The sequence below is a fragment of the Bradyrhizobium sp. WSM1253 genome (assembly GCF_000244935.1).
GTDB lineage: Bacteria > Pseudomonadota > Alphaproteobacteria > Rhizobiales > Xanthobacteraceae > Bradyrhizobium > Bradyrhizobium canariense.
Genome location: NZ_JH600073.1, coordinates 4,549,384 through 4,568,717, shown reverse-complemented (window position 1 = coordinate 4,568,717; position 19,334 = coordinate 4,549,384). Strand labels below are relative to the sequence as shown.

Genomic DNA, 19,334 nt, shown 5'->3' with positions numbered 1-19,334 from the left:
GTGTCCGCGCCCATATGGTCCGGTTGCTGCCTCGTCAGGATTTACCGGCGGCCGGCCGCTGCGGCGCCCCTTCGTAGGCGGAGACGATCCGCGCCACGAGCTCGTGGCGGATCACGTCTTCGGCCTTGAAATGAACTTGCGCAATGCCTTCGACGCCGCTCAGCAGGCGCGTCGCTTCGGCGAGGCCCGAGGTCTGGCCGTTCGGCAAGTCGATCTGCGAGGGATCGCCTGTCACGATCATGCGGCTATTCTCGCCGAGGCGGGTCAAAAACATCTTCATCTGCATCGACGTGGTGTTCTGCGCCTCGTCCAGGATGATGGCCGCGTTGGTCAGCGTGCGGCCGCGCATGAAGGCGAGCGGCGCGATCTCGATCTCGCCGGTCTGCAGCGCGCGCTCGACGATGCGCGCGTCCATCAGGTCATAGAGCGCGTCGTAGATCGGGCGAAGATAAGGATCGACCTTCTCGCGGAGATCGCCGGGCAAAAAGCCGAGCCGCTCGCCGGCTTCCACCGCCGGGCGGGACAGGATGATCTTGTCGACTTCCTTGCGCTCGAACAGTTGCGCGGCATGCGCGACCGCGAGCCAGGTCTTGCCGGTGCCGGCGGGGCCGATGCCGAACACCAGCTCGTGGCGCTTCAGCGCGCGGATGTAGGAATCCTGCGCCGCCGTGCGCGCGCGCACCGGGCGCTTGCGCAAATTGATGCTGTCGAAGGTGGATTTGGCTGACTTGGCGTCGAACTCGAACAGCGAGCCCTGCGCGATCACGGCACGGATCGCGCCCTCGACCTCGCCCTGGTCGAGGTCCTGTCCCTTCATGGCCTGGGCGTAGAGCGTCTCCAGCACGCGGCGCGCGGCATCGCAGCCGTCACGCGAGCCGCCGATGGTGATGTGATTGCCCTTGGAATCGACGACGACACCGAGCCGCCGTTCGATCTGTGCCAGATGCTGGCCGTAAGGGCCGACCAACGCGGATGCGGCGCGGTTGTCGTCGAAGTCGATGACGACCTGGGTCTCGGGCGGAACCTGCATGTCGCGGTCAAATTTGCGGCTGGGAGCGATGGAAGAAGACGAATCCGATGCGCTTTTGGGCAAGGGTTCAGGCTCCAGTGGCGATGGGCGATAAAGCGGGCTCGTGCGCCATGGCGAGCTCACCGAGGAAGCTGTAGCGTTCGAGGCTGTCGATCCGGACCGGCAGGATTTGTCCGATGATGTCGGGCGAGGCCATCACATGGGCGGGCTGGAGGAATGCGGTGCGGCCGACGATCTGGCCATCCTTGCGGGCCGGACGCTCGAACAGGACATCGACCGTTGAGCCAATCGCAGCCTTGTTGAAGGCCGATTGCTGGCTGTCGATCAGTTCCTGGAGCCGCTCCAATCGCTGGTCCATCTCGGAGGGGGACACCGTCTCCTGCATGTCCGCGGCCGGCGTTCCCGGCCGGGCGGAGTATTTGAACGAATACGCAGCAGCGTAGCCGATTTGCGTGACAAGCGCGAGGGTCGCGAGAAAATCTTGCTCGCTCTCGCCCGGGAAGCCGACGATGAAATCTGATGAGAAAGCAATGTCTTGGCGTGCGGACCGGAAACGGTCGATGACATCAAGATAATCATCGGCGGTATGTTTCCGGTTCATGGCGGCCAAAATCCGGTCCGAGCCCGACTGCACCGGCAGGTGCACGAACGGCATCAAGGCATCGAGATCGCGATGGGCTGCAATCAGACTGTCATCTACATCGCGGGGATGGCTGGTTGAATAGCGTAGCCGCGCGACGCCCGGAAGCGCCGCGAGGTGCTCCAGCAGCCTGCCGAGCGGCCAGCTTTTTCCGTCCGGCCCCTCGCCATGATAGGCGTTGACGTTCTGCCCGATCAGCGTGAGCTCGCGCACGCCGTTCTCAGTGAGCCGCTTTACGTCATCGACGATCTTTGCCACCGGCCGCGAGACTTCCGAGCCACGCGTGTAAGGCACGACGCAGAAGGTGCAGAACTTGTCGCAGCCTTCCTGCACCGTGACGAAAGCGGAAATGCCGCGGGCGCGGATCGCGCCGGGCTTGGGCTGCGCGAGGAAGCCGAACTTGTCCTCCGCAGGGAATTCGGTCTCGATGGCGCGGCCTTCATTGCCGGCGCGCTTCAGCAGCTGCGGCAAATGATGATAGCTCTGCGGTCCCACCACGACGTCGACCGCGGGCGCACGGCGCACGATCTCCTCGCCTTCGGCCTGTGCCACGCAGCCCGCGACCGCTATCTGCATGGTGCGCCCATCGCGCGCGGCGGCGTCCTTGGCGACGCGCAGGCGGCCGAGCTCCGAATAGACCTTTTCCGAGGCCTTCTCGCGGATATGGCAGGTATTGAGGATGACGAGGTCGGCGTCGTCAGCGCTGGCCGTCTCCACGAATCCTTCCGGGGCCAGCGTGTCCACCATGCGCTGGGCATCGTAGACGTTCATCTGGCAGCCATATGATTTGATGTGCAGCTTGCGCGGCGGCGTCATGGAACCCGGAAATGAGGTGGGAGGACCGCCCTCAGATATAGGCTGGGGCTGCGGAAATCCAGCGATTGGGGTCTTTTTGGTCGCATTCCGGGGCGCGGCGCAGTCGCGAACCCGGAATCCAGAGGTTTTGGCACGAGATTCCGAGTTCGATGCTGGCGCATCGCCCCGGAATGACGCCGAGAGGAGGGATTCAGCCCGCCAGAGTGTCCGCAGCGACCCGCCGGACCAGCTCCGGCAATTGCCGCATATCGTCGAACGTCAATCCGGCCCCCGCGCTCCGTAGTCTTTCGGCGTGGCCTGGCGGGCAATGGCTGCCACCGTGAAAGCCCAGCACGGTCATCCCGGCGGCATGCGCGCCGGTCACCCCGGGGACGCTGTCCTCGATCACGAGGCACCGCTCCGGCGCGACTTTCATCTGCGCGGCGGCGAACAGAAAAAGATCGGGCGCGGGCTTGCCGCGCGCGACCTGGCTCGCGGAAAAGATGTTCGGAGCGAGCAGATCGTAGAGACCGGCGCAGGTCAGGCCGTGGTGGATCTTCTCCGGCGTGCCGCTCGACGCAACGCATTTGGGCAGATCGATTGCACCAATCGCTGCCGCCACATGGGTGATCGGCTGCAAATCGCTGGCATAGAATTGCAGCGTCGCCGCATTCACCTGGCTCTCGAGATCGTCGGGAAGATTGCGGCCGATCTCCTGTTCGACCATTCGCCGCGCATCTTTCTCGGATACGCCGAGGAAGCGGACCAGCACCTGCTCCGATGTGATCGGATAGCCGTGCCGGGACAGCACATCCGCATGCGCGCGACAGGAGATCACCTCGCTGTCCACGAGCACGCCGTCGCAATCGAAGATGACGAGATCGATCGCCACTTAACTTGTGGGTTTGTCGTCGTCGAGCGGGACGCAATAGAGTTCGAGCCGATGATCGACCAGCTTGTAACCGAGCTTGCGGGCGATCTCCGCCTGGAGCTTCTCGATCTCCTCGGAGGTGAACTCGATCACCTTGCCGTCGCGCAGGTTGATGAGGTGGTCATGATGGCTGTCGCGCATCTGCTCGTAGCGCGCGCGGCCTTCGCGGAAATCATGGCGCTCGATGATGCCTGCATCCTCGAACAGCTTGACGGTCCGATACACGGTCGAGATCGAGATCTTGTCGTCGACTGCGACACAGCGGCGGTACAGTTCCTCGACGTCGGGATGATCGACCGCCTCCGCGAGCACGCGGGCGATGACACGGCGCTGCTCGGTCATGCGCATGCCGGTGGCGGCACAGCGCGCCTCGATGCCGGACGCCTTGGAAGCGGGGGAAGGTTTAAGACCAGTCATGTAATGTCCGCCTGACGGGGCGCTTTCTGCCATCAATGTTACGACAAGTCACGTCGCATCAGAAGTGCGTTCAATTGTTCCCCGTTCGGCTGCTTATAGTAGCGTTCGCGGCGTCCGACCACCATGAATCCGGTTCGGTCGTAGAGCCGCCGCGCCGGCTGGTTGTTTTCTTCGACTTCGAGAAATATTGTACGGACGCCGCGTCCTGCCAGGTGGCCGAGATGGGTCATCAGCAGTGTGCGAGAGAGGCCGCGGCCGCGATGGGCCTGGTCGACCGCGATCGAGAGGATCTCCGCTTCGTCCGCGCCGATCCGCGACACCGCGAAGCCCACGGTGTTGCGGCCGAGGCGCAACCGGTGCACCAGCGTGTTGCGCTCGCTGAGCATGCTCTCGAACTCGCCTTCGCCCCAACCGCGCGCGAAGGAGGCGCCGTGGAGCTGCGCGAGCCGTGCAACGTCGCGCGCGACAGCCGGCTCGACGACGGGCGTCCCGCCGCGCCACCATTCCGAGAACCATTTCATCATGAGCTTGCGGCTTGTGCTGCAAGCGGCAGTTGTGCGGGCGGCTTTGCGTCGGGCGCCCGCAGATAGAACGGCCGCGCCGGATTTGTTGCGGGATCGGCCGCGGCGCCAAGCCATGCCACCCAGCCGATGTCGGGCGCGGGCTGCGCGTCCACCGCGACCGGCTGCGGCATATCTTTCGGCCAGCGCTCGGCGAGGATGTTTGCGGCATTGCCGACCAGATGCGGTGCGCCGAATTGCGACGCCGCGATCGCTTCGTCGATGGGAGCGACGCCCGGCCGCACCAGCTGACTGCCGTCACCGGCCACGATCTGGAAATAGACGTGGTCGTGCCGCGCGTCGATCGCCGAGATCACCGGCGCCGCTCCGCTCTGGCCGACGACGGCGGCGGCATAGGCCGACAAGGTGGTCAGGCCGACGGCGGGCCGCTTCGCAGCGAGCGCAAGGCCGCGGGCCGCCGAAATGCCGACGCGCAGGCCGGTGAAACTTCCGGGGCCCATGGTGACCGCGATGCGGTCGAGCGCGGTGAAGGCGAGATTGGCTGACTGCATCACGCGCGCGATCATCGGCATCAGCGCTTCGGCGTGGCCGCGCTTCATCAGAAGCTGCTCCTGTGCGAGGAGCTGGCCGGAATCGGTGTCGAGAACGGCAACCGCGCACGCTTCCAGCGCGGTATCGATGGCGAGGATCAGCATGGAACGATCGTAGCACCATCTGTCATGGGATGCTCGCCATCATGGCCGGGCTTGTCCCGGCCATCCACGCCTTTGCGGACCAGCCTACATCGGTCGGACTTCGACCACGTCGGGGACGAAGTGCTTGAGCAGGTTCTGGATGCCGTGCTGGAGCGTCGCGGTCGATGACGGGCAGCCGGCGCAGGAGCCCTTCATGTTGAGATAGACAATACCGTCCTTGAAGCCGCGGAAAGTGATGTCGCCGCCGTCATTGGCGACCGCCGGCCGCACGCGGGTCTCGATCAGATCCTTGATCATGTCGACTGTCTCGGCATCGGCCTCGTCGAAGAATTCGTCCTCGTCGTCGAGATCGGAATCGCTCGCGGCGGCACCGTCGGCGAGCAGCGGCGCGCCGGACATATAGTGCTCCATGATGGCGCCGAGGATCGCGGGCTTGAGCTGTTGCCATTCACCGTTCGCCTTGGTCACGGTGATGAAGTCCGATCCGTAGAACACTCCGGTCACACCGGGGACCTCGAACAGCTTTTCGGCGAGCGGCGAGCGTGCGGCCGATTCGCGGTTGTCAAATTCCATCGGTCCGCCGTCGACCACGACGCGGCCGGGAATGAACTTCAGCGTGGCGGGATTGGGAGTGGCTTCGGTTTGAATGAACATGGTTTTCTCCAGACGTCGCCGGTTCAAGGCCGGCGCGTGCTCTATCCACTAGCAGATGGCGACGGCGAACGCACGGTCAAGGGGTAAGCTGGCCGTTCACCTGTTATATCAGCGGGTTAGGGTGCCCGCTTCTCCCTCCGCAGACCAACGAGGCGAGGTGAAGAGCAACAGCCTAAGACAGCGAATCCACGCTCTGGTCGCTCAGCGCGCCGGAAATGACCGTCACCGGCACCGGGAACGTGCCGAGCGCGTGCGCGAGCAGCGAGACCAATGGCCCCGGGCCCTCCGCGCCCGGGTTCGCGGCGAGCACCAGCATGGCGATGTCGGGATCCTCGTCGATCACCGCCAGCAGCTGTTCCATGGCGGCGCCTTCCCGGATCACCCGTTCCGGGGTGATCGCGGCGATGCCGTTGGCGCGGCCGGCGGCACGGTCGAGCGCGGCTTCCGCCGCCTCCTGCGCTTCGGCGCGCATGATGTCGGCGACCCCCAGCCATTCCTGGCTCTGCTGTTCGGGCTCGATGATGCGGAGCATCACCACACCGCCGCCGGCGCGGATCGCCCAGCGGCTGGCGTAATAGACCGCACGGTCCCACTCGGCAGTGTCGTCGACGATGACGAGGCATTTGGGCTTGTGACCCGGCTCGAAACAAAGTCGCTTGCTGGTCATGCATGTCCCGGAATGTGCACGGCTGACATGCTGCCACACTCCGTCGTGCTTGGGGAGAGCGGAAGCGGCCGGCGCCGTGACGTCGGCCGCGTTTTCGCGAACGCGCTTTAGCGCCGGCGGATGAAGCCGACGATGTCCTTCGAGAGCTTCATGGTCTCGTCGGCGATCGCGCGCGCCCGGTCGGCGCCGTCGTTCAGGATCGCGTCGATATGGCCGGGGTCGGCGACGAGGCGCTTCATCTCGCCGGCGATCGGCGCGAGCTTGGTGACGCACAAATCCACCAGCGCATTCTTGAAGCTGGAGAACTGGCCGCCGCCGAAATCCCTGAGCACGTCAGCCTTGGAGCGGCCGGAAAGCGCGGCGAAGATGCCGACGAGATTGTCGGCCTCGGGACGCGCTTCCAGACCCTTCTCCTCGGTCGGCAACGGCTCCGGGTCGGTCTTGGCCTTGCGCACCTTCTGCGCGATGGTGTCGGCATCGTCGGTCAAATTGATGCGCGAATTGTCCGACGCGTCCGACTTCGACATCTTCTTGGTGCCGTCGCGCAAGCTCATCACGCGCGTCGCCGGGCCCGTGATCAAGGGCTCCGGCAGCGGGAAGAACAGGCCGTCATTGGCGCCCTGGCTGCGGATCGACTCGGCGAAGTCGTTGTTGAACTTCTGCGCGATGTCGCGCGAGAGTTCGAGATGCTGCTTCTGGTCCTCGCCGACCGGAACGTGGGTGGCGCGGTAAAGCAGGATGTCGGCGGCCATCAACACCGGATAGTCGAACAGCCCGACGGACGCGTTCTCGCGGTCTTTGCCGGCCTTCTCCTTGAACTGGGTCATGCGGCCCAGCCAGCCCATGCGCGCGACGCAGTTGAAGATCCAGGCGAGTTCGGCGTGGCCCGAGACCTGGCTCTGGTTGAACACGATGTGCTTGCTCGGATCGATGCCGCTGGCGATGAACGCCGCGGTCACCTCGCGGGTGTTGCGTGCGAGTTCGACCGGTCCACCCCAGACGTCCACGCCCTGCGTGATCGCGTGCATATCGACGACGCAATAGATGCAGTTGTGGGTTTCCTGCATCTTCACGAAGTTGACGATCGCGCCGAGATAATTGCCGAGGTGCAGATTGCCCGTCGGCTGGACGCCCGAAAAAACCCGTTCAACGAATGCCATGGCAGCTTTCCTGCAAGATACGGGGCGTCGTTTCCAACAGCGGCGCTGCCCCGTCAAGGGTATTTCGCTAAACTCGGGCGCCGGGATCGGGCTGGGCGGGGCGCTTCAAGGCACCGGCCGCCTCGCGCCAGGACGCGACGCGGAGGATTTGCAGGAGCAAGCCATAGACGACGATTCCGGCGGCGATCTGTGATCCCAGCGCAATGAAGCGGATGAGCCCATGGGCCTCCGAAGGCAAGAGGCCCGCCGTCAGCCACAGCAGGCCGCCCATGACGAGCGCGGCGAGCACGATCCGCGGCAGCCGGTTGCGGGCGGCGGCATCGACCGAGAAGCCGAATTCACTGTTGCCTTTCCGGAGCAGCGAGATCGCACTGCTCCAGGCGCCGGCGGCAATGCTGGCAGCGATCCCGCTCGCGCCGAAGAAATGACCGAGCAGGACCGCGAGCGCGACCGCGACCACGAACCCTTTGGCAGTCGCAAGCAGCGGCGTCATCGTGTCGCCGCGGGCAAAATAGGCTGGCGAGAGCGCCTTGATCAGCACATGCGCCGGCAGTCCCAGCGCCAGCCACATCAGGGCGCACGCCGTGGCCGCACTGTCCTCCGCGCCAAAGGCGCCATGCTCGAACAGCAGCCGCACGATCGGCTCCGCCAGCACGATCAGGCCGAGCGTCGCCGGCAATGCCAGCCCGGTCGCGAGTTCCAGCGCGCGCGATTCGGCATGCGCAACCGCGTCACGGTCACCGCTCCTCACCGCGTGCGTCAGCTCCGGCACCAGCACCGTACCCATGGCGACGCCGACAATGCCAAGCGGCAGCTCGATCAGGCGGTTGGCGAAATAGAGCCAGGAGACCGCGGCGGGCGTGGCGGAGGCGATGATCGCACCGGCCACCATCAGCCATTGCGGGCCGGAGCTCGCGATCATGCCCGGGATCGCCTTGGCGAAGAAGCCGCGCATGTCCTTGTCGAAGCTCACGCGCAGCGGGTTCGCCAGACGCGCACTTCGCTGCGACAGCAGCATCAGGAGCTGCAGCAGGCCGGCGATGCCGACGGTGGCCGCCAGCATCCACGCGGCGAAGGTTGCATCGGCGTGCCCCAGCAGGAGTGCTGCGATCGCGGCGATCAGCGCGATGTTGAACAGCAGCGGTGAGAACGCGGTGAGTGCAAAGCGTCCCTGCGCGTTGAGCAGGCCCATCAGTACCGTGACGGGTCCCGCGAAGGCGAGATAGGGCAGCATCAGCCGCGCATTCTGGACGGCGAGATCGAGCGATGCGCTGCCGACGAAGCCCGGCGCGATGATCATGATGATCAGCGGCATCAGAAGTGCAATTACGACCGAGATTGCGATCAGGCCCGCGCTCACCGTGCCGAGCACGCGTCCCGCGAACGCCGCCGCAGCCGCCTCGCCTTCGCTGTCACGAACGCGCAGCCAGGCCGGGATCAACGCCGCATTCAAGGCCCCCTCGCTGAGCAGGCGCCGCACCACATTGACGAGCTGAAATGCCGCCAGAAACGCGTCCGCCACGGCGCCGGTGCCGAGCAGCGCCGCGATCAGGGAATCGCGTGCAAAGCCCAGCAGCCGTGAAGCCAGTGTCCCCGTCGAGACGGTCAGGAAGGAGCGGATCATCGGAACTGCATAATACCGTTGCTTGCCCGCGGAGGGCCGGCCGTGATAGGCCGCGAGCCAGATTTCAGACCGACAGGAAGCGGATTTCCGCGGGTATCGCAATCCGCCAAACAGGATCAAGGTGAATGGCTGACGTGAAATATGACGTTCTCGGCATCGGCAACGCGCTGTTCGACGTGCTGGTCAAGACCGACGAAGCCTTTCTGGGCAAGCACGGCATGACCAAGGGCAGCATGTCCCTGATCGACGAGGCGCGGGCCGCCGCCATCTACAAGGACATGGGTCCGGCGACGGAAGTTTCCGGCGGTTCGGCTGCCAACACCATCGTCGGCATCGGCAGCCTCGGGGCGCGCGCCGCCTATGTCGGCAAGGTCAAGGACGACCAGATCGGGAAGCTCTACGTCCACGACATCCGCGCGGCCGGCGTCGCCTTCAACACGCCCGCGGCGAAGGACGGCCCTGCGACCGGCTGCTCCTACATCCTGGTGACCGATGACGGCGAGCGCACCATGAACACCTATCTCGGCGCCGCGCAGGATTTGTCGCCCGCCGACATCGACCCGGCCGAGATCGCCGCGGCCGGCATCGTCTACCTCGAGGGCTATCTCTGGGACCCCAAGAACGCCAAGGACGCCTTCGTCAAGGCGGCCAAGATCGCCCATGATGCCAGGCGCAAGGTGGCGCTGACATTATCGGATTCCTTCTGCGTCGATCGTTATCGCGACGAATTCCTGGGGCTGATGCGCAACGGCACCGTCGATATCGTGTTCGCCAACGAGTCCGAGCTGCATTCGCTCTACCAGACCTCGGACTTCGACACGGCGCTCAAGCAATTGCGCAACGACGTCAATCTCGGCGTGGTCACCCGCAGCGAAAAGGGCTGCATGGTGGTTTCGGCTGAAGACGCCGTCGCAGCGCCGGCGTCTCCGATCGCGAAACTCGTGGACACCACCGGCGCCGGCGACCTCTTCGCTGCCGGCTTCCTGTTCGGTCTGGCGCGCAACCTGCCCTACAAGCAGTGCGGCGAGCTCGGCGCGCTCGCGGCCGCCGAAGTGATTCAGCACATCGGCGCGCGTCCGCAGGTGTCGCTGAAGGAGCTGGCTGAGCAGCGCGGGTTGACGGTTTAAGGTGGACTCTCTCTCACCCGTCATTGCGAGGAGCGCAGCGACGAAGCAATCCAGACTGCCTCTGCGGAAAGATTCTGGATTGCTTCGCTGCGCTCGCAATGACGATTGAGTTGGCAACCTACGCAGTCTTCGCGGCCTTCAGTCCAAGCCGTTGCTCCACCTCGTCGCGCATCAGGAATTTCTGGATCTTTCCGGTCACGGTCATCGGAAACTCGTCGACGAATTCCACGTATCGCGGAATCTTGTTGTGGGCGATCTGGCCGTCGCAGAAGGCGCGCACCTCTTCCATCGTCAGCGTCTCGCCGGACCTGACCCGGATCCAGGCGCAGAGCTCCTCGCCATAGCGGGTATCCGCAACGCCGAAGATCTGCACGTCCTGAATCTTGGGGTGCCGATAGAGAAATTCCTCGATCTCGCGTGGATAGAGGTTCTCGCCGCCGCGGATCACCATGTCCTTGATGCGGCCGACGATGTTGCAATAACCCTGGTCGTCGATGATGGCGATGTCGCCGGTATGCATCCAGCCATTGGCGTCGAGCACATCCGCGGTCTTCTCCGGCTCCTCCCAATAGCCCAGCATCACGCTGTAGCCACGGGTGCAGAGCTCGCCCCGTTCGCCGCGCTTGACGATCTTGCCGTCGAGATCGACGACCTTGACCTCGACATGCGGATGGATTCGCCCGACCGTCGAGACGCGGCGATCGAGCGGATCGTCGACGGCGCTCTGGAAGCTGACCGGGCTCGTCTCGGTCATGCCATAGGCGATCGTGACCTCGCCCATGTTCATCTCGCTATTGACGCGCTTCATCACCTCGATCGGGCAGGGTGCACCGGCCATGATGCCGGTGCGCAACGATGTCAGATTGAAGTTCGAGAATTCGCTGTGGTCGAGTTCGGCGATGAACATCGTCGGCACACCGTACAGCGCGGTGCATTTTTCCTGCTCGATCGTCCGCAGCGTCGCGAGCGGATCAAACCCCTCGCCGGGATAGACCATGGTCGCGCCGAGCGTGACGGAGGCGAGATTGCCCATCACCATGCCGAAGCAATGATAGAGCGGCACCGGAATGCAGATGCGGTCCGCTTCGGTCAGGCGCATGGCGCGGCCGACGAAATAGCCGTTGTTGAGAATGTTGTGATGGGTCAGCGTCACGCCCTTGGGCGATCCCGTCGTTCCACTGGTGAACTGGACGTTGACGGCATCGTCGAATTGCAGGGAGGCACCGAGCGCGGCGAGCTGCTCACGGTGCGGGGGTCCGGCCATGCCGGCGACCTCGTCGAACGGAATCGTGCCCGGACAGGCGGGGCCGCCGATCTGGATCACGATGCGCAAGTCCGGCAGCCGCGCGGCGCGCAATTGCCCGGGCTTGGCGGTCGCAAGCTCCGGCAACAGCGTGTTGAGCATGTCCATGTAGTTGCTGGTCTTGAACGCCGTCGCGGTGACGATGGCGCTGCATCCGACCTTTTGAAGCGCGAATTCCAGCTCGCTCAGCCGGTAGGCCGGATTGATCGTCACCAGGATAAGGCCGGCCTTGGCGGCGGCGAATTGTGTCAGCGTCCATTCCGGCCGGTTCAGCGACCAGATGCCGATCCGTTCGCCGCGTTCGAGACCGAGCGCGACAAAGCCGGCGGCGAGCGCGTCGACCCGCTCGGCAAACTCCCTCCATGTCCACCTCACGCCGTGGCTGGGCGAGACCAGCGCCTCGCGATCGCCCCAGCGCCGCGCGGCCTGATCGAGGCTGCGCCCGATGGTGTCGCCGAGCAGCGGCGTGTCGGAGATGCCGCAAACGTAACTGTCGGCTTTGTCTGCCAAGATCATGTCCTCCAGTCAGGTGCGTGACGGCCGGGACAACAAGCCCGGCCGTGACGCGTCGTGAGAGTCAGGCGCGCCTTACGCCGCCTTCTGCCCGCTGCCGGCATCGAGCCCGGCATAGACACCGCGCTCGAAGCCGGCAAAAGCCTCGAGACACTTTGCGTCGGCGAATGGCAGCAACTGCATCAGGATCACGCCGGTGACGTCGCGCGCCGGGTCGATCCAGTAGTAGGTGTTGGCGAGGCCCGCCCAGGCGAGGCTGCCCGCGCTGCGCCCCTCGGCGGTCTTGGCGGTGTTGATCATGAAGCTGAGGCCCCACTTCTTCACCTGCTCCGGATAGAGATCGACGTCATTGGTGTACATCGGCGCCGCCGTGGTCATCTTGCCCATGGCGAGATCGCCGATGTGGTTCTGCCCCATCGTCGCGATGGTCTCGGCCTTCAGCACCTGATTGCCGTTGCCGCGGCCCTTGTTGAGGATCATCTGGGTAAACCTGATATAATCGGCCGCGGTCGAATAAAGGCCGCCGCCACCCATATGGAATTCCGGCTCCTGTTCGAGCTCGAACGGGATCGCGGCGAGCTGGCCATCCTCGCCACGCGCATGCATGCCGACCAGGCGCTTGCGCATGTCGGCGGTGATCTTGAAAGCGGTATCGCTCATGCCGAGCGGTGCGAACAGATTGTCGCGCAGATAGGCATCGAGGCGCTTGCCGCTGACGGCTTCCACCGCCTTGCCGACGAAATCGATATTGGTGCCGTATTCCCAGCGCGTGCCGGGGTCGGTCATAATAGGCGTCTTCAATGCCGCGTTCTGGCAGGTGGTGATGGCGGGGATGCCGTTCTTGTCCAGATAGACCGCGAGATCGCCGTTCCACATGTTGTAGCAGAAGCCTGCCGTGTGGGTCATGAGCTGGCGCAGCGTGATCGGCCCCTTGGCTGGCCGCAGCTTGGCCTCGCCCTTGGCGTCAAAGCCTTCGAGCACCTGCGGCTTGGCGAGATCAGGCAACACCTCGCCGATCGGCGCATCCAGCGACAGCTTGCCCTGTTCGACGAGCTGCATCGCGCCCGCTGATGTCACCGCCTTCGTCATCGATGCGATCCAGAACACGCTGTCGGCGGTCATCGCATCCGGCTTGGACAGGTCGCGTTTGCCGAACGCGCCCTGATACAGCACGTCGGTACCGCTGGCAGCAATGGCGACGACGCCGGGAATCTCTCCGGCTTCGCTCTTCTGGCGCAGAATCTGATCGATCTCAGCTTTGCCTTGCATACGCGTTTCCTCCGGTTTGATTATTGTTGGAAGCGATCGATTGTCCTCCCGCGTCCGCCGCCCGGCAAGCACATCCGCGTACCTGCCGCGGTCGCGATGTCGTGACTTGACGGTCCGTCACCCACGCAGGACGACAATAGGCCGAACCGCAACACGCAGTCACAATCTTCGGTGGATGTCCGCAACCAGCCGTGCCCTTGGATGGGCCTGGGCGAAATGTTTCGAAAGTTTTCGAGCACTTGAAACATTTTGTGAGTTGTGGCGTTCAGCACCGGGCCCAATCGCGGGCAAACGTTAAGACTTGATGCAAATTTGGCGGCCGCCCACCGGCCGCCAGGGGGACCTCAGATGATTTCGACCTGGAGCGAATGGAAGCGCTATCCCCGTGCCGGACGGGGCGAAAACCTGGAAGCGCCGATCGCGCCTGGGATCTATGAGGTCCGCATCGCCGGCACCGGTGCGCTCTATTCGTTCGGCGCGGTCGACAATCTGGCGCAGGCGCTTGCGCTGCTGCCGGTCGGCTCGAAGTCCTGGTTCGGCCGCCGCAACGCGTCCGACGTCCCCGATCTCGAATACCGGACCTGCGCGACCTCCTCCAAGGCCGACGCCAAGGCGGCCGCCGAGCGCATGATCGGGCGGCGCGAGACCTATCTGAGCGGCGCGGCGTAAGGACGCGCCGCTCCTAGCCTGGCTCCCAGCAGATGTGCGTTGCGGGACGGTGCATTGCGCGCCGCTTCTCCCTATATTCCGGCCGAACCGGAACAGCCCGCAAAAGCCCCGCAGGAGCAACGCCATGACCCCGTCCGCCGCCGCACGTGCGCAGCACGCCACGTCCAATTTGCGCGACCGGTTGAAGGACCCGTCGCTGCTGAAGGAGGCCTGCTACATCGACGGCGCCTGGGTCGGCTCGCCGGTCTTCGCGGTCAACAATCCCGCCACCGGCGTCGAGCTTGCAAAGGTTCCGCAGCTCTCCGCGGATGATGCCACCAGGGCCGTCGAAGCAGCCGAACGCGCCTTCCCGGGCTGGGCCAAGCACACCGCCAAGCAGCGCTCCAATATCTTGCGCAAATGGTTCGAGCTGATCATCGCCAATCGCGAGGACCTCGCGCTGATCCTCACCTCTGAGCAGGGCAAGCCGCTCAGTGAAGCGCTCGGCGAGGTCGACATCGGCGGCGCCTATGTCGAATTTTTCGCCGAGGAAGCCCGCCGCGTCTATGGCGAGACCATTCCGACGCAGCGGCCGGATGCGCGCTTGCTCGCGATCAAGCAGCCGATCGGCGTCTGCGGCGCGATCACGCCGTGGAATTTCCCGAACTCGATGATCACACGAAAGGTTTCGCCGGCGCTTGCGGCCGGCTGCACCGTGGTGCTCAAGCCCGCCAATGAAACGCCGCTGTCGGCGCTGGCGCTTGCCGCGCTCGCGGAGAAAGCCGGCGTGCCCAAGGGGGTGTTCAACATCATCACCGGCGATGCCGCGCCGATCGGCAAGGTGCTGTGCGAGCATCCGGCCGTGCGTTTCGTCGGCTTCACCGGCTCGACTGCGGTCGGCAAGATTCTCTACCGGCAGGCCTCCGTCGGCGTGAAGCGGCTCGGCCTCGAGCTCGGCGGCAACGCGCCGTTCATCGTGTTCGACGACGCCGATATCGATGCGGCGGTCGAAGGCGCCATCGTCTCGAAATACCGTAACATGGGCCAGACCTGCGTCTGCGCCAACCGCATCTACGCCCAGGACAAGATCTACGACGAGTTCGTGCAGAAGCTGTCGAAGAAGGTCGCGGCGATGAAGATCGGCGACGGTACGGAAACCGGCGTCACGCAAGGCCCGCTGATCAATTTGAAAGCGGTCGACAAGGTCGAGCGCCACATTGCGGACGCCGTGAAGCGCGGCGCCAAGGTCGTCACCGGCGGCAAGCGCAGCGAGCTCGGACGCTCGTTCTTCGAGCCGACGGTGCTCTCCGACGTCAAGCCGGACTCGCTGGTGGCGCAAGAGGAAACCTTCGGCCCGCTCGCGCCGGTGATCCGCTTCAAGGACGAGGCCGACGTGATCGCGATGTGCAACGCCTCGCCGTTCGGGCTCGCCTCCTACTTCTACTCCCGCGATCTCGGCCGCGTCTGGCGCGTCGCCGAAGCGCTGGAGTCGGGCATGGTCGGCGTCAACACCGGCCTGATCACGACCGAAGTCGCGCCCTTCGGCGGCGTCAAGGAAAGCGGCCTCGGCCGCGAAGGCTCGCATCACGGCATGGAAGAATATGTCGAGATCAAATACGTGATGATGGCGGGGGTGTAGGGCTCGCCATCATTCGCGGATGTGATGAACGCAATGCCCCCTCCAGGGTCGTCCTGGCGAAAGCCAGGACCCAATACCCCGGCGAGGCGTTTGGCGGAGATTGGTGGTCCGGTACTTCCACCGCCTGCGATAGATAGATTCCGCGGTATGGGTCCTGGCTTTCGCCAGGACGACATCCAATGTGTGGTGCGCTAGTTGCGCTACGGCCTCGCTACCGCCGCAACACCGCGATCGTGCGGTTCGCGAATGTCAGCCGCTCCGCCATGACCGACACGAAATAGGTCAGCAGCTTGTGGCTGAGTGCGGGATCCTCGACCTTGATCGCGTCGAACTGGTGCGTATTCAGCACGTAGAGCACGCTGTCGACTTCGGCCTGGATGGTGGCGCTGCGCGGTGTCTGTGACACCAGCCCCATCTCGCCGATCGTGGTGTAACGGCCGAGGCTGCGCACGCGCGTGGTGCGGTCGTCGTCGGCAGGAATCATGATACCGACGCGGCCGTCGAGGATGAAATGCATGGAATCGGCGGGATCGCCGGCTTGCACGATGACCTCGCCGGCTTCGACCTCGATGCGCTGGCAGCGGCGGATCAGTTCGTCGGCGCCATCCTCGCTGCCAAGCATTCGCGTGAACCAGTCGCGCAGGCTGGCTTCTTCCTGCGCCAGCTCCTGATGCTGCGAGATGAGCTCGTTCTCGCACCATTCCAGCGCGCGATCGAGCTCGGGGATGATGGTGACGCCCTCGCCGACGAAGTCGCTGGAGCGCAGCACCTTCTCGGCCGTGGCCGACAGATGCACCAGGATCAGCTCGACGCCGAGTTCGCCGGCGCTGCGCTTGATCTGGGCGAAGCTATAGGCAGCCGATGAATCGACGCCGGTGACGAGCTTGAAGTCAAACAGCAGATAGCGGCATTCGGGCCGCTCCTGCAGCAGCCGCTTGACGTGCTGGTAGAGCCGGTTGGCGGAGCCGAAGAACAGATAGCTCTGGAGATTGAGTCCCTGGATCTTGCCGCCATGGGCCAGCAGCACGTCCTGATCGTCGCGCGAGCGGTCGAGCGAGGAGCGGTACTCCGAGCCGTCGAAACTGTACTTGATCGACTCCACCCGTGCGGCGCTGAACGCAAACGTCGCGCAGCCGATGATGACGCCGATCAGGATGCCCGGCACAAAACCCCAGGCGACGATGATCGCGATGATGGTGATCAGCGACAGATATTCCAGCTTCGACAGCCGCTTGCGCGACTCGACGATCCATTTGTGCAGCTGGTCGGCGCCGAGATAGAGCAACAGGCCGCCGAGCACGAATTTGGGGATGAAGCCAAGCAGCTCGGGTGCGACGGCGAGCACCAGCAGCGACAGCGCTGCGGCCGTGAGGCCGGACAGGCGCCCGCGGCCGCCGCTGGAGAAATTGAGCATCGAGCGGCTGGTCGAGCTGCAGCCGGGGTAGCCGCCCAGCACGCCGGTCAGGATATTGGCGGCGCCGGTGACGTTCAGCTCAGATTCCAGATTGGCTTCGCGATGCGTGGCCACCTCGATGCCGGTGGTGTTGAACAGCGTGCTCGATGCCGTGACGAAGATGACGGCGACGACATTGCCAAGCAGGTCCGGGATGGCAAACCAGGGATATCGGGCGAGATCGTCGCTGTGCCAGGGCAGCATGAAGACCGCTTGCGGCGGGGACTGAAAGGTCCAGCCCAACGTGCGCGCGTCGTCGAAGGAAACGCCGGTGATCCAGAATGCCAGATGCGCGGTGAGCACGCCGCCGACCAGGATGATCGGCAGTCCGAACGGGCTGCGCGAGCGGTGCCAGGTGAAATACAGCACCAGCGCCATCGCGCAGGCGGCACCCAGCTCCAGCAGGATGGTACGGTTGGCGAAGTGCGACAGTGTCGCGAATTGCAGGGGATGGTCGGTGATCACCCGGACCGCACCCATGACGATGAGAAGTCCGGTTGCGCCGAGGAAGCCGCCGACCACCGGATAAGGCACGTAGCGGATGGCGCGGCCAAGCCGGGTCAGGCCCAGTCCACACAGCACCAATCCTGTCAGCATCGTCGACAGGCCGAGCGTGATCAGGACCGGTGACAGCAACGGCGCTGGCAGGTTCGCCGTCTCGATGCGTTCGACCACGGAGGCCGCCAGGATACCCGTCACCGCCGCGGTCGAGCTGTCGGGGGCTGCAATCGCGAAGGGCAGGGAGCTGCCGAGCGCGACGACGGCCGCAAGCACCGCAGAGCTGACGAAGGTTGCCGTGATGCCGTAGGACAGATAGGGCGACAACGGCCCCGCGAAGATCAGCAGCGAGTAGGACAGTCCGAATGTGACGGTCAGGACGCTGGCGGCGCTCCCGCCCAATATATCATTCAGCGCGCGCTTGAGAGCCGGATTAAGCCCGGTCGACGGAGTGAAGCCAATCGCTGGATCTGTCACGCCGTGACACTCGCTCGTGAATATTCCCCTCCGAGAGGTAGACGACTGCGAGCCCAGCGCAACAGGATTCTTGCAAGCCGGATGGAAGAAACCGAAGCGCCCGCCATTCGTCGTCGTCCTGGCGAAAGCCAGGACCCATTACCCCGGGGAGCAGTTTGGCGAAGTCTGTGCATTCGGGATTTGCACCGAACGCACGCGAGAGACCTCGCGGTATGGGTCCTGGCTTTCGCCAGGACGACGCCGGGGAGGCATCGAGCCGGCGGGCAATGACGGAGCGGGACGAAACAGCCGAGCTAAATCTTCAGCTCACTCCCCGTCACCCGGCGGTATGCTTCCAGATATCGCTTGCTGGTCGCGTCCACCACGCTTGCGGGCAAAGGCGGCGGCGGGGCGTCGCCATTCCAGCGGCCGGCGCGGCGTTCGACGTCGAGATAGTCGCGCAGCGGCTGCTTGTCGAAGCTCGCCTGCGGCTGGCCGGGCTTGTAGGCGTCGACGGCCCAGAATCGCGAGGAGTCCGGCGTCATGACTTCGTCGATCAGGATGATGCGGCCGTCCTTGTCGCGGCCGAATTCGAACTTGGTGTCGGCGATGATGATGCCCTGCTCGCGGGCGAGCTCCTCGCCGAGCGTGTAGATCGCGCGCGTCATGCTCTCGAGCGTGTAGGCCGTCTCGTCGCCGACGACCTCGCGCATCTTCGCGATGGTGATGTTCTCGTCATGGCCGGTCTCGGCCTTGGTCGCCGGGCTGAAGATCGAAGGCTCCAGCTTCTCGCTTTCGACAAGGCCTGCTTTCAGCTTCTCGCCGGCCAGCGTCCCGCTTGCCGCATATTCCTTCCAGGCCGAGCCCGAGAGATAACCGCGGATCACGCATTCGATCGGAAATACCGTAGTGCGGCGGCACAGCATGGCGCGGCCGAGAATTTCGGCGCGATGCGGCTTCAAGGCCGGCACAGCGGCGATGATCTCGTCGGTGTCGGCGCTGATCATGTGATGCGGCACCACGCCTTCGAGCTCGCCAAACCAGAAGGCGCTGATTTGCGTCAGCACCGCGCCCTTCATCGGAATGGTCTCGCCCATCACGACGTCGAAGGCGCTGATGCGGTCGGTGGTGACGAGCAGCAGGCGGTCGTCGTCGACGGCGTAGATATCGCGCACCTTGCCGCGCCCGATCTTAGGCAGGGGCAGGTCGCTGGAGAGCATGGCGGTCATCGGCAGAACTTTCGGAGCAAGGCCTTGCGACAGGACATCCGGCCGCGCCTGATCGCGCGACCGGA

17 protein-coding genes are annotated in these 19,334 nt (G+C 64.7%); 3 read left to right on the top strand and 14 right to left on the bottom strand.

Features of this window, described 5'->3' with window-relative positions; all coding sequences use genetic code 11:
* Positions 1 to 34: 34 nt before the first annotated feature.
* The 10 genes from BRA1253DRAFT_RS23045 to murJ all read right to left on the bottom strand — a co-directional run bounded on the left by BRA1253DRAFT_RS23045 (position 35) and on the right by murJ (position 9,134).
* The gene (locus tag BRA1253DRAFT_RS23045) at positions 35 to 1,093 is read right to left on the bottom strand and encodes a PhoH family protein (protein ID WP_007598320.1); all 1,059 of its coding nucleotides are present in this window, start codon (positions 1,091 to 1,093) and stop codon (positions 35 to 37) included.
* 4 nt (positions 1,094 to 1,097) lie between these two features.
* Complete coding sequence (gene miaB, locus BRA1253DRAFT_RS23040) at positions 1,098 to 2,486, bottom strand: tRNA (N6-isopentenyl adenosine(37)-C2)-methylthiotransferase MiaB (protein WP_007598314.1); 1,389 nt, start codon at positions 2,484 to 2,486, stop codon at positions 1,098 to 1,100.
* A 190-nt stretch (positions 2,487 to 2,676) separates the two neighbouring features.
* Positions 2,677 to 3,357: an HAD family hydrolase gene (locus tag BRA1253DRAFT_RS23035; RefSeq protein WP_007598313.1), complete on the bottom strand. Its 681-nt coding sequence runs from the start codon at positions 3,355 to 3,357 to the stop codon at positions 2,677 to 2,679.
* Positions 3,358 to 3,813, bottom strand: coding sequence for a Fur family transcriptional regulator (locus BRA1253DRAFT_RS23030; RefSeq protein ID WP_007598312.1), 456 nt, complete (start codon positions 3,811 to 3,813; stop codon positions 3,358 to 3,360).
* Between the two features lie 38 nt (positions 3,814 to 3,851).
* Positions 3,852 to 4,337 (bottom strand): ribosomal protein S18-alanine N-acetyltransferase, encoded by a 486-nt coding sequence (gene rimI / locus BRA1253DRAFT_RS23025; RefSeq protein WP_007598311.1) that lies wholly within the window; start codon positions 4,335 to 4,337, stop codon positions 3,852 to 3,854.
* Complete coding sequence (gene tsaB / locus BRA1253DRAFT_RS23020; RefSeq protein ID WP_007598310.1) at positions 4,334 to 5,029, bottom strand: tRNA (adenosine(37)-N6)-threonylcarbamoyltransferase complex dimerization subunit type 1 TsaB; 696 nt, start codon at positions 5,027 to 5,029, stop codon at positions 4,334 to 4,336. Before tsaB ends, rimI begins: the two co-directional genes overlap by 4 nt.
* Before the next feature lie 84 nt (positions 5,030 to 5,113).
* Positions 5,114 to 5,683, bottom strand: coding sequence for a NifU family protein (locus BRA1253DRAFT_RS23015; protein ID WP_007598309.1), 570 nt, complete (start codon positions 5,681 to 5,683; stop codon positions 5,114 to 5,116).
* Between the two features lie 172 nt (positions 5,684 to 5,855).
* Positions 5,856 to 6,350 carry a universal stress protein gene (locus BRA1253DRAFT_RS23010; protein WP_007598307.1) on the bottom strand — a complete coding sequence of 165 codons (495 nt, stop codon included), beginning with the start codon at positions 6,348 to 6,350 and terminating at the stop codon, positions 5,856 to 5,858.
* 107 nt (positions 6,351 to 6,457) lie between these two features.
* On the bottom strand, positions 6,458 to 7,510 hold the full coding sequence (gene trpS / locus BRA1253DRAFT_RS23005; protein WP_007598305.1) for a tryptophan--tRNA ligase: 1,053 nt from the start codon (positions 7,508 to 7,510) through the stop codon (positions 6,458 to 6,460).
* A 67-nt stretch (positions 7,511 to 7,577) separates the two neighbouring features.
* Positions 7,578 to 9,134, bottom strand: coding sequence for a murein biosynthesis integral membrane protein MurJ (gene murJ, locus BRA1253DRAFT_RS23000; protein ID WP_007598304.1), 1,557 nt, complete (start codon positions 9,132 to 9,134; stop codon positions 7,578 to 7,580).
* Positions 9,135 to 9,259: 125 nt separating this feature from the next.
* On the opposite strand from murJ, the gene BRA1253DRAFT_RS22995 reads away from it, so the two are divergent.
* Positions 9,260 to 10,261: an adenosine kinase gene (locus tag BRA1253DRAFT_RS22995; RefSeq protein ID WP_007598303.1), complete on the top strand. Its 1,002-nt coding sequence runs from the start codon at positions 9,260 to 9,262 to the stop codon at positions 10,259 to 10,261.
* A gap of 118 nt (positions 10,262 to 10,379) precedes the next feature.
* On the opposite strand, the gene BRA1253DRAFT_RS22990 is transcribed toward BRA1253DRAFT_RS22995, so the two are convergent.
* Both BRA1253DRAFT_RS22990 and BRA1253DRAFT_RS22985 read right to left on the bottom strand, forming a co-directional pair.
* Complete coding sequence (locus tag BRA1253DRAFT_RS22990; protein WP_007598302.1) at positions 10,380 to 12,074, bottom strand: AMP-binding protein; 1,695 nt, start codon at positions 12,072 to 12,074, stop codon at positions 10,380 to 10,382.
* 78 nt (positions 12,075 to 12,152) lie between these two features.
* A complete protein-coding gene (locus BRA1253DRAFT_RS22985; RefSeq protein WP_007598301.1) occupies positions 12,153 to 13,346 on the bottom strand; it encodes a serine hydrolase in 1,194 nt (397 codons plus the stop codon).
* Between the two features lie 348 nt (positions 13,347 to 13,694).
* Here BRA1253DRAFT_RS22985 and BRA1253DRAFT_RS22980 point away from each other — a divergent pair, with 348 nt between their 5' ends.
* Complete coding sequence (locus BRA1253DRAFT_RS22980; RefSeq protein WP_007598300.1) at positions 13,695 to 14,015, top strand: hypothetical protein; 321 nt, start codon at positions 13,695 to 13,697, stop codon at positions 14,013 to 14,015.
* A gap of 124 nt (positions 14,016 to 14,139) precedes the next feature.
* Positions 14,140 to 15,633: an NAD-dependent succinate-semialdehyde dehydrogenase gene (locus tag BRA1253DRAFT_RS22975; RefSeq protein WP_007598299.1), complete on the top strand. Its 1,494-nt coding sequence runs from the start codon at positions 14,140 to 14,142 to the stop codon at positions 15,631 to 15,633.
* 211 nt (positions 15,634 to 15,844) lie between these two features.
* Here BRA1253DRAFT_RS22975 and BRA1253DRAFT_RS22970 read toward each other — a convergent pair whose 3' ends face one another.
* The gene (locus tag BRA1253DRAFT_RS22970; protein WP_007598298.1) at positions 15,845 to 18,061 is read right to left on the bottom strand and encodes an SLC26A/SulP transporter family protein; all 2,217 of its coding nucleotides are present in this window, start codon (positions 18,059 to 18,061) and stop codon (positions 15,845 to 15,847) included.
* Positions 18,062 to 18,354: 293 nt separating this feature from the next.
* On the bottom strand, positions 18,355 to 19,269 hold the full coding sequence (locus BRA1253DRAFT_RS22965; protein ID WP_007598297.1) for a phosphoribosylaminoimidazolesuccinocarboxamide synthase: 915 nt from the start codon (positions 19,267 to 19,269) through the stop codon (positions 18,355 to 18,357).
* Positions 19,270 to 19,334: the final 65 nt, after the last annotated feature.